General features: G+C 63.1%; 14 protein-coding genes. 7 read left to right on the top strand and 7 right to left on the bottom strand.

Translation table 11 applies throughout. The features are described 5' to 3' along the window. Positions 1-21: 21 nt before the first annotated feature. On the bottom strand, positions 22-570 hold the full coding sequence (locus ATC00_RS01175; RefSeq protein ID WP_037379209.1) for a LemA family protein: 549 nt from the start codon (positions 568-570) through the stop codon (positions 22-24). 291 nt (positions 571-861) lie between these two features. Between ATC00_RS01175 and ATC00_RS01170 the strand changes: the two genes are divergently transcribed. Further along, positions 862-1,137: a hypothetical protein gene (locus ATC00_RS01170; protein WP_037379207.1), complete on the top strand. Its 276-nt coding sequence runs from the start codon at positions 862-864 to the stop codon at positions 1,135-1,137. On the opposite strand, the gene ATC00_RS01165 is transcribed toward ATC00_RS01170, so the two are convergent. The 5 genes from ATC00_RS01165 to ATC00_RS01145 all read right to left on the bottom strand — a co-directional run bounded on the left by ATC00_RS01165 (position 1,138) and on the right by ATC00_RS01145 (position 4,545). Beyond that, positions 1,138-2,100: a glycine--tRNA ligase subunit alpha gene (locus tag ATC00_RS01165; RefSeq protein WP_037379206.1), complete on the bottom strand. Its 963-nt coding sequence runs from the start codon at positions 2,098-2,100 to the stop codon at positions 1,138-1,140. It lies immediately after the preceding gene. A gap of 108 nt (positions 2,101-2,208) precedes the next feature. Continuing rightward, on the bottom strand, positions 2,209-2,400 hold the full coding sequence (locus ATC00_RS01160) for a hypothetical protein (RefSeq protein ID WP_037379204.1): 192 nt from the start codon (positions 2,398-2,400) through the stop codon (positions 2,209-2,211). 146 nt (positions 2,401-2,546) lie between these two features. Beyond that, positions 2,547-3,413 (bottom strand): S49 family peptidase, encoded by an 867-nt coding sequence (locus ATC00_RS01155; RefSeq protein WP_037379201.1) that lies wholly within the window; start codon positions 3,411-3,413, stop codon positions 2,547-2,549. A gap of 78 nt (positions 3,414-3,491) precedes the next feature. After that, positions 3,492-4,265 (bottom strand): tRNA1(Val) (adenine(37)-N6)-methyltransferase, encoded by a 774-nt coding sequence (locus ATC00_RS01150; protein WP_037379198.1) that lies wholly within the window; start codon positions 4,263-4,265, stop codon positions 3,492-3,494. Between the two features lie 58 nt (positions 4,266-4,323). Then, complete coding sequence (locus tag ATC00_RS01145; RefSeq protein ID WP_037379196.1) at positions 4,324-4,545, bottom strand: putative signal transducing protein; 222 nt, start codon at positions 4,543-4,545, stop codon at positions 4,324-4,326. A gap of 111 nt (positions 4,546-4,656) precedes the next feature. On the opposite strand from ATC00_RS01145, the gene ATC00_RS01140 reads away from it, so the two are divergent. The 4 genes from ATC00_RS01140 (at position 4,657) to moaB (ending at position 9,132) form a co-directional block, all read left to right on the top strand. Further along, positions 4,657-5,673, top strand: coding sequence for a polyprenyl synthetase family protein (locus ATC00_RS01140; RefSeq protein WP_037379195.1), 1,017 nt, complete (start codon positions 4,657-4,659; stop codon positions 5,671-5,673). Between the two features lie 164 nt (positions 5,674-5,837). After that, a complete protein-coding gene (locus ATC00_RS01135) occupies positions 5,838-7,670 on the top strand; it encodes a tetratricopeptide repeat protein (protein ID WP_064251705.1) in 1,833 nt (610 codons plus the stop codon). Positions 7,671-7,674: 4 nt separating this feature from the next. After that, positions 7,675-8,586 (top strand): 4-(cytidine 5'-diphospho)-2-C-methyl-D-erythritol kinase, encoded by a 912-nt coding sequence (locus ATC00_RS01130; RefSeq protein ID WP_037379189.1) that lies wholly within the window; start codon positions 7,675-7,677, stop codon positions 8,584-8,586. Positions 8,587-8,589: 3 nt separating this feature from the next. After that, positions 8,590-9,132 (top strand): molybdenum cofactor biosynthesis protein B, encoded by a 543-nt coding sequence (moaB, locus tag ATC00_RS01125; RefSeq protein ID WP_037379186.1) that lies wholly within the window; start codon positions 8,590-8,592, stop codon positions 9,130-9,132. Between the two features lie 316 nt (positions 9,133-9,448). Here the strand turns inward: moaB and ATC00_RS01120 are convergent, their stop codons facing one another. Further along, complete coding sequence (locus ATC00_RS01120) at positions 9,449-9,985, bottom strand: glycosyltransferase family protein (protein ID WP_037379184.1); 537 nt, start codon at positions 9,983-9,985, stop codon at positions 9,449-9,451. A 174-nt stretch (positions 9,986-10,159) separates the two neighbouring features. On the opposite strand from ATC00_RS01120, the gene ATC00_RS01115 reads away from it, so the two are divergent. Together ATC00_RS01115 and ATC00_RS01110 are read left to right on the top strand one after the other, a co-directional pair. Next, on the top strand, positions 10,160-11,317 hold the full coding sequence (locus ATC00_RS01115; RefSeq protein ID WP_064251704.1) for a PA0069 family radical SAM protein: 1,158 nt from the start codon (positions 10,160-10,162) through the stop codon (positions 11,315-11,317). 165 nt (positions 11,318-11,482) lie between these two features. Next, on the top strand, positions 11,483-12,181 hold the full coding sequence (locus tag ATC00_RS01110) for a ribonuclease HII (RefSeq protein WP_064251703.1): 699 nt from the start codon (positions 11,483-11,485) through the stop codon (positions 12,179-12,181). Positions 12,182-12,294: the final 113 nt, after the last annotated feature.

Here is a 12,294-nt window from a genome sequence, read left to right as displayed (position 1 = left end):
GAATTCCTCTTGCCTGCCGCCTCAGAACTTGACCGACGGCACAGCGCGATCCGCTTCGTTGGTGATCTCGAAATAACTGGCCTTGGCAAAGCGGAAGGCGTTGGCGATCAGGTTGGACGGGAAGCTTTCGACCTTGACGTTCAGGTCCCTGGCAGCACCATTGTAATAGCGGCGCGACATCTGGATCTCGCCTTCGATCGTCTCCAGCGAGCCCTGGAGCTCGGCAAAGTTCTCGTTCGCCTTCAGATCCGGATAGGCTTCGGCGAGCGCAAAGACACGGCCGAGCGCCTGCGAGAGCGCCCCCTCGGCTACCGCTCGCGCGGCGACATCGCCCTCGGGGACAGACTGGGCCCGATTGCGCAGGGCGACGACTTCCTCGAGGGTCGATTTCTCGTGTGCCGCATAGCCCTTCACCGTCTCGATCAGGTTGGGGATGAGGTCGGCGCGGCGCTTCAACTGTACGTCGATCCCTGACCAAGCCTCTTCGGCCATCTGCCGCGCCTTGACGAGGCCGTTGTAGACGAACACCAGGTACAGGATCACGGCGACCCCGATTGCCAGCCCGATCATGAATGCCCTCCTTCGAAACCCGCCGGAGGTTAACACCGACTTCGCCTGCGAGATACTGGACGCGCAGGCAAAAAGCGCAGATTTCCCCGCTCCAATTCCAATGATTTTCGGCAGCCGAACCGGCCCGTCCGCACGATTGCCGACCACCCGCAGGGGCCTGTCAAAAGCGCTGCCTTGCCCAGTTTCGATGTAGCGACCTCGTCAGGGCCGAGTTGTTCCGCCGGTAACGGCACGATGGCCGCCGATGGCCGATACTCAGATCACCAGCAACCACAGCACGCAGACAGGACCATGAGCTCGCTCGCTACTTTCATCAACGCTGTCGCCTTTACAGCCCTCTTCGCTGCCCATGCGAGCGCAGCCCCGGTCGAGAGACCGGCCGGTGTTCGTCGCGCACTGCAGATCTATGCCGGCGAATTGACGAACAGCGCCTCGATGAGGCTAGAGCCGATGTGGCGGCTCGATGGCAGCGAGTTCTTCTGCCTGCAGCATATGCTGGCTTCCGGCGCGTCGACCGCGAAGAGGCACGCCACCATGCCGTGTGGACGAAAGCTCCGCCTGGCCTGATCAGGCCGCGTCTTTCGCCACGTTCGCACCACCAGCGTCGGTCAGCAGGAAGGCCTCGCCGCAGGCTTTGGCAAGCGTGCGCACCCGCAGGATATAGCTCTGCCGTTCGGTCACGGAGATGACGCCGCGCGCATCCAGAAGGTTGAAGACGTGGCTCGCCTTGATGCATTGGTCATAGGCGGGAAGGACGCATTTGTGCAGGCGGTTGTTGCTGGCATCGCCGGGCGCGCCGGCGGCGAGCAGCGCCACGCACTCCTTCTCGGCGTCGATGAAGTGCTGATGCAGCATCGCCGTGTTGGCATATTCGAAATTGTGCCGCGAATATTCCTGCTCAGCCTGCAGGAACACGTCGCCATAGGTAATCTTCTCGGCACCCTCGCGGCCGTTGAAGTTCAGGTCGTAGACATTATCGACGCCCTGAACATACATCGCCAGGCGCTCGAGGCCGTAGGTCAACTCGCCGGAAACCGGCGAGCACTCGATGCCGCAGACCTGCTGGAAATAGGTGAACTGCGAGACTTCCATGCCATCGCACCAGCACTCCCAGCCAAGCCCCCAAGCGCCGAGCGTCGGGCTTTCCCAGTCATCCTCGACGAAGCGGATGTCGTGCAGCAGCGGATCGAGGCCGATCGCTTCCAACGAGCCGAGGTAGAGCTCCTGAAGGTTGGACGGATTCGGCTTCAGGAGAACCTGATATTGGTAGTAATGCTGGAGCCGGTTGGGGTTCTCGCCATAGCGTCCGTCGGTCGGGCGGCGCGACGGCTGGACATAGGCCGCACGCCACGGTTTCGGCCCGAGCGCCCTCAGCGTCGTCGCCGGATGGAAGGTACCGGCCCCAACCTCCATGTCATAGGGCTGAAGCACGGCGCAGCCCTTGTCGGCCCAATAATTGTGCAACGTCAGGATCAGGGCCTGAAAGGAGCGCTTCGGGTTCATATGGTCCGGCAGGGAGGCAGTGGTCATGGATCACGTCCGAATTCTTCGAAATCTTGCCGGGACAGGTGCCATGCCACAGGGCAAGGGTCAAGCGCCTTGGCCGACCCGCCGACGGACCGACCAGCGCGGCAGACGTCACTCGTCCTCGCGCTTCAGGCGGTATTCGCCGGTCTTCGGATCCTTGACGAGCGTCCCGTTGGCCCCGGTCTGGCGCTCCCGGCGCAAGCGTTCCTGTTGACGCGTCACTTTTTTGGCATCCGCTATGAACTTGCGGTAGCCGATCCAGGCGATGAAGACAATGATCAAGAGCAGAATGATCTGCGGCATGGTCTCTCCTCTGCTCCTCCTTGAATCAGGAATGTCGGACGGAAGATGCAGCAGCCTTTGTTAAAGCGGCCTCACACGCCTGACCAGATGCCCGGACCGACCCACGGCTGCCCGCGACGACTGCCCCCCCCACGACTGCCATTGTCTCATAGGCCGAAGCGTGCCCAAAGCGCCCTGTCCTCGATTGCTTCGATAAGGCCGGCAGCGGCCGAAGCCGCCAAGGGCGCGGCGATCGATCCGTCCACCGCCGCGCCAGGCTGGCGGCGTCCGAAGAGACTACGGCTCGGCTGAATGAGTTCGAGGCGGGCTTTTTCACCATAGCGCCGCCTCACCTCGCCGCGCATGTCGCCGAGACCATCGACGAGGCCCAGTTCCTGGCCGCGCCGTCCGGTCCAGAACAGACCCGAAAATATATCGGGATGATCGGCAAGCAGCGATCCCCTGCGGGCCTTGACCATTTGGATGAAGGTATCGTGGATGTCTAGCTGAAGGCTCTTGAGGAACTCGACGTCGCGCTCCTTTTCCGGTTGGAAGGGATCGAGAACGACCTTGTTCTCACCCGCGGTATAGACGCGCCGCTCGACGCCGACCTTCTTCAGGAGCTCCGGAAAGCCGAAGCCGCCGGACACGACGCCGATCGAGCCAACGATCGAACTCGGATCGGCGATGATCTCGTCGCCGGCGAGCGCGATCATATAGCCGCCCGAGGCAGCGACGTCCTCGACAAAGATCAACACGCGCTTCTTCTTCTCCTCCGCCAGATCGCGGATGCGCTGATAGATCAGCCGGGACTGCACTGGCGAGCCGCCGGGCGAATTGACGGAAATGGCAACGGCCGGCGCCTCCTTGACGGAGAATGCCTTTTCGAGAAGGGGTGCGACGGTCGCGAGATTGAGGACCGGGCGGAACTGTCCGCCTCCGGACATGATGGTGCCGTGAAGCCGGATCGCCGGGATCGCAACCCCATCCCTGCGAAAACGCCTCGGCATCAGTTTTCTGAAGAATCCGGCCATTTCAACTCCTGCCCGATACGAACCCGACCCTGCATGTATGCATTGGCGCCACAAACGCAATGGCACGCTTACCGTTAATCATCGGCGGCGATAGGCGGCGCGGCCATTGTTGAAATCATCGACCTGCGGCGAGAAACGGTGCGCCCCTTCGGCGTGCATGATCAGCGGCGCCCGGAGCACCAGACGCTTGCGACTCTGCTTGATGGCCGTCACCAGGATTCTCACCGCATTCTCGCCGGCACGCGGCAGGATCGGCGTGATCTCGATGCCGCCGACACGGCGGCCACAGGCGGCAATGATCTCGGCGATCGATTCCGGCCGCGCGATCAGCGAAAGCTGCCCGCCGGGTTTCATGATCGCCCCGGCGGTCTTGATCCAGGTCTCGAAGAGATTGTCGCTCATCGCATGCGCCTCCGCCTTGAGGCGATCCGGCGTCCTGCGGTCGGCGGCATCGTTGAACGGCGGGTTCATGATCACGTGATCGAAGGCATCATCCGGAAGGCCGGCGGCGGCACGCGCCTTGCCGTTCAGCGAAACATCCGCCTCGAGTACGGCGACCCGCGCGGCGAAGCGCGCGTTTTCTGGCAGCGCAAGGCTGCGGCGGGCAAAGTCGGTCATGATCGGCGAGCGCTCGACGAGCAAGACCTCTGCTTCTTCGAGCCTTGAGGCGACCGCCATGCCGGCCGCCCCCGCGCCAGCACCGAGATCGGCGACGCGGCAAGGCCGCTCGCACGAAACGAGCGCGGCAAGCAGCATCGCGTCCATGCCGGAGCGATGGCCCTGGCCGAGCGGCTGGATCAAATGAAATTTCCCGCGGTGAAACGCGTCCACGGTTTCCGCCGTTGTCGTCATTGTCGTCATTTCAGCAACGGCGTCGCGAACCGGCGCCCGCTTGTCGGCAGGGCAGGCGTCATTGCCGCAGTTCCTTTTCCAGGCCGGCATCGATGAGAATACGCCGTGCTCTATCGGCGTCCTCATCTGCCACCAGAAAGCGGCGCGGCAAGAGGCCGAGCGAGCCTTCGAGGATGCTCATGTCCCGATCGGCAATCAGGCATACAATGCCGGCATCCTTCATCAGGCTTTCCGCAAAGGAGAGCAGCACGGCGTCGTTGGTGCGGATCAGTTCCTTCATTCGCCTCAGTGATCCCGTCTTAAATTGCAGCGGGCGAGGCAATTCGCCTCTTGCCGCCCGAAGCCCCGCTTTCTATTGTCAAACCCGACAACGAAGCAGGAGTCCGGGGCGTTGGGCGTAGTGATACCGCTGGAAGACAATAAAAACAAACAGGCTTCCGTGAAGCCGCTCGTCGACCTGACGGCGTCCGACATGGAGCGCGTCAATCAGCTCATCCTCTCCAAAGCCGGTTCCGACGTGCAGATGATCCCGGAGGTCGCCAACCACCTGATTTCGTCCGGCGGAAAGCGGTTGCGGCCAATGCTGACGCTCGCTGCCGCTTCGATGTTCGGCCACGAAGGCGACGCCCATGTCAAGCTCGCAACCAGCGTCGAATTCATGCATACGGCGACACTGCTCCACGACGACGTCGTCGATGAGAGCGACCTCAGGCGCGGCAAGTCGACGGCGCGGACGATCTGGGGCAACCAGGCGAGCGTGCTGGTCGGCGATTTCCTGCTGGGGCAGGCGTTCCGCATGATGGTCGATGTCGGCTCGCTCGACGCGCTCGATGTGCTGTCCACCGCCGCCTCGGTGATCGCCGAGGGCGAAGTGCTGCAGCTCTCGGTCGCCAAGAACATGGAGACGACCGAGGACGACTACCTGCAGGTCATCCGGGCCAAGACCGCGGCGCTCTTTGCCGCCGCCGCGGAGGTCGGGCCGATCGTCGCGAGCGCCAGCCGCGCCGATCGCAATGCGTTGAAATCCTACGGCATGAACCTCGGCCTCGCCTTCCAACTCGTCGACGACGTTCTTGACTATGGCGGCTCGTCGAGCGATCTCGGTAAGAATATCGGCGACGACTTCCGCGAGGGCAAGATCACCCTCCCGGTCATCCTTTCCTACCGGCGCGGCACGCCGGAGGATCGGGCTTTCTGGCGCGAAGCCATCGAAGGCGGCGCCAGCGACGCGGCCAATCTCGACAAGGCCCTCGGCCTCATTCGCCGCTACGGCGGACTGGCCGACACGATCGCCCGCGCCCAGCACTATGGGACGATTGCGCGCGACGCTCTGGCGCCGTTGCCGTCGTCTTCCTGGAAGTCGGCTCTGATCGAGGTGATCGACTTCTGCATCGATCGGGTGAGCTGAGCGCCGGGCGAGGAGCAATATTCTCCGCGGGAGGAATTTCTTGCCGCGTTGCGCCAAAAAAGCCATTCTATTCTTCAAGACTTGCGTTCGGCAACTTGCGATCGACTCCGGAAGAACCAGCAGAGACGCGGCGAGCCGAGACGATCGGCAACGAAAGGTTTGACATGCGGCATAATACATTCCTTCGCCTTCTCGGCGGAGCGGCAATGCTGGCTCTTCTGTGTGTGACCGGAAGCCATCAGGCATTTGCTGAAGACAAGGCGGCCGTCGAGGATGCCCGGCCTTTCGACGTCAGGAGCGTCAACACCTTCGCCGGCGCCTTCCTGGCGGCGCGGACGGCCGACGTCGATCGCGACTTCGCAACGGCGACGGAACTCTACCGCATTGCCCTCAGGTTCGAACCGGACAATACCGAGGTCAAACAGCGGCTGATGATCACGCTGCTGATGAGCGGCAAGTTCGATGAAGGCGTCAAGATTGCCGAGGCGCTGAAAGCAGACCCGGCCGTCGAGCGGATCACCACCACCGTCCGGGCCATCGAGGCGATCCGCAAGCGCGAATATCGCAGCGCCCAGAAGCTTCTGAACTATCAGGGACCGAACGATCTCGACCGGCTGATGAGCACGCTGCTCTCCTCCTGGGCGAAGGCCGGCCAGGGCAGGCCCAAGGAGGCCGTCGCCCAGATCAAGGCGCTCGAAGGGCCGGAATGGTTCCGAGTGTTCAAGAACTATCACGCCGGCGCGATCGCGCTTGCGGCCGGCGACAAGGCGACAGCACGGGCCCGGCTGAACGACGCCATTCTCGACCGGGAGGGCGGCAGTGCCGCGCCGGACACGTTCATGCGCGCGGTCGAGGCGCTGGCTCGCTTCGAAGCCCGCGAGGGCAACAAGCAGAAGGCGCTGGATACGGTTGCCGTCGGCGAGAGCATGGTCAACAACTACACGCCGCTTGAGGCGCTCAGGGAGAGCATCGCAAAGGACGAGGCGCAAGAGCAGCAGGTGGGCAACGCCGCACAAGGGGCTGCCGCAGTCCTCTTTTCGATCGGCGGCGCTCTCAACCGCGAGGGAGCGGAAGACATCGTCACGCTCTATCTGCAGACCGCCCGTCACCTCGATCCGCAAAGCGCCGATATCCTGGTGATGCTCGGCGGCATCGCGGAAAATCTGAAGAAGCAGGAAGAGGCGATCGCGCTTTACAAGAGTGTGCCGGCAGATTCGCCAATGCGCCGCGTCTCCGAGCTTCAGCTCGGTCTGGCGCTGGCCGACGTCGGCAAGGTCGACGAGGCGAAGAAACACCTGCAGGCGCTAATCGAAGTCGATCCGAAGAACATCCGCAACTATCTCGCCTATGGCAGCGTCCTTTCCGACGCCAAGGCGTACAAGGAGATGGGCGAGCTTTACGACCGCGCCGTCGAGGCGATCGGCCCGGTGCCGAAGCGTAGCGACTGGACGGTATTCTTCCAGCGGGGGATCGCCTATGAGCGGCAGAAGGTCTGGGCGAAGGCGGAGCCGAATTTCCTGAAGGCGCTCGAGCTCAATCCGAATCAGCCGCAGGTCCTGAACTATCTCGGCTATTCGTGGGTCGACATGAACATCAACCTCGGCAAAGGCCTGGATATGATCCGCAAGGCGGTCGAGCTCAAACCCGACGACGGCTACATCGTCGACTCGCTCGGCTGGGCCTATTTCCGCATGAATCGCTTCGACGAGGCGGTGACGGAATTGGAGCGCGCCGCCGAGCTGATGGCCGGCGACCCGACGATCAACGACCATCTCGGCGATGCCTATTGGCGGGTCGGACGCAAGCTTGAGGCCGTTTTCCAGTGGAACCAGGCCCTCGAAATGAAGCCCGAGGAAGCGGAAGTTCCGAAGATCAAGGCGAAGATCGAGAAGGGCCTGCCGCCGCTCAAGCAGAACGTTCCAGCCGCGGCGGACGCCAAGGAGACGCTGCCGAAGAAGCCGGGCCCCGAGGTTGCCGCGCCGGACAAGAAATCGTGACAGCATGCGGCCGGACGGCATCGCCGGCTTCGCGCTGACCCGTGCGGCGCCGGCCAAGATCAATCTCGCTCTGCATGTCGTCGGACAGCGCGCCGACGGACATCATCTTCTGGAAAGCCTCGTCACTTTTGCGGAGTGCGGCGATCGGGTCGCACTCTCGCCGGCGGAGGCCGACCGCTTCACCCTGTCTGGCCCTTTCGGGCGCGATCTGCCGCTTTCGGCGGAAGGCAAGAGCGGCAATCTGGTGCTGCGGGCTCGCGACCTCTTGCGAAGGGAACTGATCGAGCGCGGCGATGCGGCGGGACCCGTCCATCTGCATCTGGAGAAGAACCTGCCGATCGCCTCGGGCATCGGCGGAGGTTCGGCGGATGCGGCTGCAACGCTTCGGGGCCTGCTTTCACTGTGGAGAGCAGAGATCGCCCCGGAAAAGCTCGGGGAGCTCGCACTTGCACTTGGTGCCGATGTGCCCATGTGTCTCGACGGCAGGCCGTTGCTTGCGAAGGGGATCGGCGAAGAGATTGCCCCGGTTGCCGATCTGCCGTCCTTCGCGATCGTCCTCGTCAATCCGCTCGTCGCCGTCTCGACCCCGGTCATCTTCCGGATGCTAGCCGAGAAGTGCAACCCTCCCCTCACCCTTCCACCGGTCGCCCGCACGGCGGCGGACTGGCTGACGGCGCTTGCCGGAATGCGTAACGATCTGGAGCGGCCGGCGCGCGCGCTGGAGCCGACGATAGACGCGGTGTCGGCTGCGTTGCAAACCGTGGAAGCCAAACTGGTGCGGATGTCCGGTTCAGGCGCCACCAGCTTCGGCCTCTTCGACAGCGACGAAAGGGCGGCTGCGGCGGCGCAACGCATTTCCGCCGATCATCCTGAGTGGTACGTTCTAGCCACCCGAACCGCGGGGGAGCGAGGATAGGCAATGGCTGGCATCGACGAAACACGTCCCTTCATTCCGGTCGGGGTCGCCGTCCTCACGGTTTCCGATACTCGCACGCGCGCCGACGATAAATCGGGCGACACGCTCGAGGCACGCATAAGCGACGCCGGCCATCGGCTCGAGGCGCGCGAAATCGTGTCCGACGACCGCCAGAAGATCTACGATCAGGTAAGGGCCTGGACGCTGGATGCGGCGATCGACGTTGTCATCACCACAGGGGGGACCGGCTTCACCGGCCGAGACGTGACGCCCGAAGCCCTGGAGCCGCTATTCGAGAAACGCATGGACGGCTTCTCCGAAGTCTTTCACCGGATCTCCTACGACAAGATCGGCACCTCGACGATCCAGTCGCGGGCAACGGCCGGCGTCGCCAACGCCACCTTCATCTTCGTATTGCCCGGGTCGCCCGGCGCCTGCAAGGACGCCTGGGACGGAATCCTGAAGCAGCAGCTCGACTACCGGCACATGCCCTGCAACTTCGTTGAGATCATGCCGCGGCTGGATGAGCACCTGAAACGCGGTTGACCACCTGTTCCGTTTGGAACAGCCACGCATGGTTGAACCCGCTAAATTACTACTCGTCAGCCGACCAGAAACAATGCACCTAGCGAGCATCCGTACCAGGCGAAGCGAAGACGCCTCTTTCCCTTTTCCCCGTGGAAAGAGCTATAGAGTCATACGACATGATGCCCCACCAAAGGAGATGGAGCAGCATGGCAAGCCCTTTTCCTAGACAAGGTCATTTGAGAGTTGCTTCAGGGGGTGCCGCAAGGCACTTCCCTCTTGTGCCCAGCGCCGCGTGTCTTTTCAGAAGCGCAAAGGACGCCGCAGCAGAGCCGTTTCAAATAGGCGCGGACCGAGATCGATTGCCGAGAGCGACCCATGCCGGAACGATTTCAGTCGTCAGCTTGCGAACCGCCCGCGCATTGGCGATGTCGCTGAGCTGCATATCGGCACGCGCGACAGCCACGGCATCCTGCTTGCGCAGCAGAAACCCGGCTTCCAACGGCGCCGCCTTCTGCGACAAACGCTTGAAGAGCGGCCGCCTGTACATGCGCGATGGCGAAAACCGGGCCGGCTCCCTGTTGAGCGCCACATATTCGATGAGCTCGTCCACCCACCGCCCTATCGGACGGGCTCCCGGCTCAAGCAGCATCAGCCAGTCACCGCGCGCGGAACGGACGACGTCGGCGAGGTCCCATTCGGCGCAGAAGCGGCAGCCAGCGGCATCGGCGACGTGTACGGAGCCATCCCTCGAGCCGTGATCCAGGATGATCACGTCGCTGACGAGCCCCTCGACGGCCCCGGCAACAAGCACCGACAAGGTCTGCGCGAGTTCCGCCTCGTTGTCGCGTGTCTCCATTATGATCGTCAGCATACCGTCTCCTAGCGTATCGTTGCATCAGATACCATAATTCTTAAGGGAGGTTAGCGGTCTGTCTCGGCGATTCCCGCGCTGCAGCAGAATTTTGTTCTTGCTATGTTCTCCTTTGTGGGCTAGGAAAATAATCAGAGCGGAACGAAGTCGCAAATCGGTTCCGAGGAGATTTCCATGACCGAGCTGTCTCAACTTAGGCAGGGCGCCTTTGCGCCCGGCAATAGCGCAGAGCTGGCCGAAGCGATCGTCACCGGTACGGGTGCCAGAATGGACGTCGATCGCCGGCGGGGACGCGGTGCCGCGCTCAACATGGGCGGGCGTTTCGAGCCGCGGACGCGCGAAGTGTTCGACGACGGCTGGCAGAGCCTTGAGGAATTGCCGCCGTTCAAGACGGAAGTTCAGGTCGAAAAACCCCGCAACGTCATCACGCGCAACGAGTCGCCGGACATATCCTTCGATCGATCCATCAATCCCTATAGGGGCTGCGAGCACGGCTGCATCTATTGTTTCGCGCGGCCGACGCACGCCTATATGGGGCTCTCGGCAGGGCTCGACTTCGAATCGAAGCTCTTCGCCAAACCGGACGCTCCCCGCTTGCTGGAACGCGAACTGGCGAGGCCGGACTACAAGGTGCGGCCGATCGCGATCGGCACCAACACGGATCCCTATCAGCCGATCGAGAAGGAGTGGCGCATCATGCGCCAGATCCTCGAGGTGCTGAGGGCCGCCAATCATCCGGTGATGATCGTCACCAAGTCGGCGCTGGTGACGCGCGACATCGATCTCCTCGCTCCGATGGCGGAGAGGGGTCTGGCGCGCGTCGGCATTTCGGTTACGACGCTCGACCGCAAGCTGGCGCGGGCCATGGAGCCGCGGGCATCGACACCGCCGAAGCGGCTCGAAGCCATTCGCGCAATCTCCGAAGCAGGCATTCCAGCCGGCGTGATGGTGGCGCCGATCATCCCGGCTCTCAACGATCACGAGATCGAGCGCGTGCTCGATGCCGCGAAAACGGCAGGCGCTACGGAAGCAAGTTACGTGCTCCTGCGCCTGCCGCTCGAAGTCAGCCCGCTCTTCCGTGACTGGCTGCTCAGGAACTATCCGGATCGTTACAGACACGTGATGTCGCTCGTCCGCTCGATGCGCGGCGGCAAGGATTATGACGCCGAGTTCGGCAAGCGGATGAAGGGCGCCGGCCCCTATGCCTGGCAGATCGGCCGCCGATTCGAACTTGCCGCCAAGCGTCTGGAGCTCAACCTTACCCGTCGCCAATTGCGGCACGATCTTTTCGTACCGCCGCTGGGAATGGGTGTGCAGCTGTCGCTGCTTTAGGAGGACGATCCGCGCGAATGGGGTGAGCGCAAGGATCGTTTCATCTCAAATTCAGTTCCGGCGCCACCCTTGCCTCAGGATGGCGCTGGCTTTCCTCCCGGTTTACCGCCGCACACGTACCGGGGGGCTTGAAGGGAATCGGGCGAATATGCGAGGGTCCCCCGCATGTCACGTCGCAAGTCGCCCGATTCCCCGCTTTTTCAACTCGAGCCGGTGTTTCCGGACTTCAGCTTCGAAATCGCCGCCAAGCGGGATGGTTTTTGGCCGGTCGCCGGCGCCGACGAGGCCGGCCGCGGGCCGCTTGCCGGCCCGGTGGTGGCCGCAGCCGTCATCCTCGATTCCAATGCCGTGCCGGCCGGCCTCAACGACAGCAAACTGCTGACGGCCGAGCAGCGCGAGGTGTTGTTCAACGAGATCATGGCGACGGCGACCGTGTCGATCGCCTCGTCCTCGGCCGCACATATCGACGCAACCGACATCCTCAAGGCGAGCCTCGACGCCATGCGCCGCGCGATCGACGGCCTCTCGGTTGCGGCGCGCTTCGCGCTCATCGATGGCCGCGACGTTCCGCAGGGCCTCGCCTGCCACGCGAAGGCGATCATCAAGGGCGATTCCCGCTCCGTGTCGATCGCTGCCGCTTCCATCGTCGCAAAGGTCACCCGCGACCGGATGATGGCGCGCGCCGACGCGACCTTTCCCGCCTATGGCTTTGCCATGCACGCAGGCTATGCCACCGTCCGGCACCGAAACGCCATCGACAGCCACGGACCCTGTTCGTTGCATCGCATGAGCTTCCGCCCGTTTCGGCAGGACCAGGAGCAACCGGTTGCTATCAGCGCTGAACCGCTCGACGCCAATTCCTGACGAAGAACGCCATCCCTACCGCCCGTGCCAAAGAAAAAGATCGGATGATTGGGGCTCCGGCGGCCTCCCTTGATGGGAGTAGCGGGAGATCGGTCTTCCGGGCAGGCTCCAAT

It is taken from the genome of Sinorhizobium americanum, assembly GCF_001651855.1.
Classification (GTDB): Bacteria; Pseudomonadota; Alphaproteobacteria; order Rhizobiales; family Rhizobiaceae; genus Sinorhizobium; species Sinorhizobium americanum.
The sequence above is the reverse complement of the archived record's forward strand: the minus strand, read 5'-3'. Positions and strand labels throughout refer to the sequence as shown.

Excerpts from the sequence above, each read along its gene's own strand:
- ATC00_RS01130 (WP_037379189.1), top strand. The coding sequence starts at position 7,675 with ATGCGGCCGGACGGCATCGCCGGCTTCGCGCTGACCCGTGCGGCGCCG.
- ATC00_RS01165 (WP_037379206.1), bottom strand. The coding sequence starts at position 2,100 with ATGACCACTGCCTCCCTGCCGGACCATATGAACCCGAAGCGCTCCTTT.
- ATC00_RS01120 (WP_037379184.1), bottom strand. The coding sequence starts at position 9,985 with ATGCTGACGATCATAATGGAGACACGCGACAACGAGGCGGAACTCGCG.
- ATC00_RS01135 (WP_064251705.1), top strand. The coding sequence starts at position 5,838 with ATGCGGCATAATACATTCCTTCGCCTTCTCGGCGGAGCGGCAATGCTG.
- ATC00_RS01115 (WP_064251704.1), top strand. The coding sequence starts at position 10,160 with ATGACCGAGCTGTCTCAACTTAGGCAGGGCGCCTTTGCGCCCGGCAAT.
- ATC00_RS01160 (WP_037379204.1), bottom strand. The coding sequence starts at position 2,400 with ATGCCGCAGATCATTCTGCTCTTGATCATTGTCTTCATCGCCTGGATC.
- ATC00_RS01175 (WP_037379209.1), bottom strand. The coding sequence starts at position 570 with ATGATCGGGCTGGCAATCGGGGTCGCCGTGATCCTGTACCTGGTGTTC.
- ATC00_RS01155 (WP_037379201.1), bottom strand. The coding sequence starts at position 3,413 with ATGGCCGGATTCTTCAGAAAACTGATGCCGAGGCGTTTTCGCAGGGAT.
- ATC00_RS01110 (WP_064251703.1), top strand. The coding sequence starts at position 11,483 with ATGTCACGTCGCAAGTCGCCCGATTCCCCGCTTTTTCAACTCGAGCCG.
- ATC00_RS01150 (WP_037379198.1), bottom strand. The coding sequence starts at position 4,265 with ATGACGACAACGGCGGAAACCGTGGACGCGTTTCACCGCGGGAAATTT.
- moaB (WP_037379186.1), top strand. The coding sequence starts at position 8,590 with ATGGCTGGCATCGACGAAACACGTCCCTTCATTCCGGTCGGGGTCGCC.
- ATC00_RS01170 (WP_037379207.1), top strand. The coding sequence starts at position 862 with ATGAGCTCGCTCGCTACTTTCATCAACGCTGTCGCCTTTACAGCCCTC.
- ATC00_RS01145 (WP_037379196.1), bottom strand. The coding sequence starts at position 4,545 with ATGAAGGAACTGATCCGCACCAACGACGCCGTGCTGCTCTCCTTTGCG.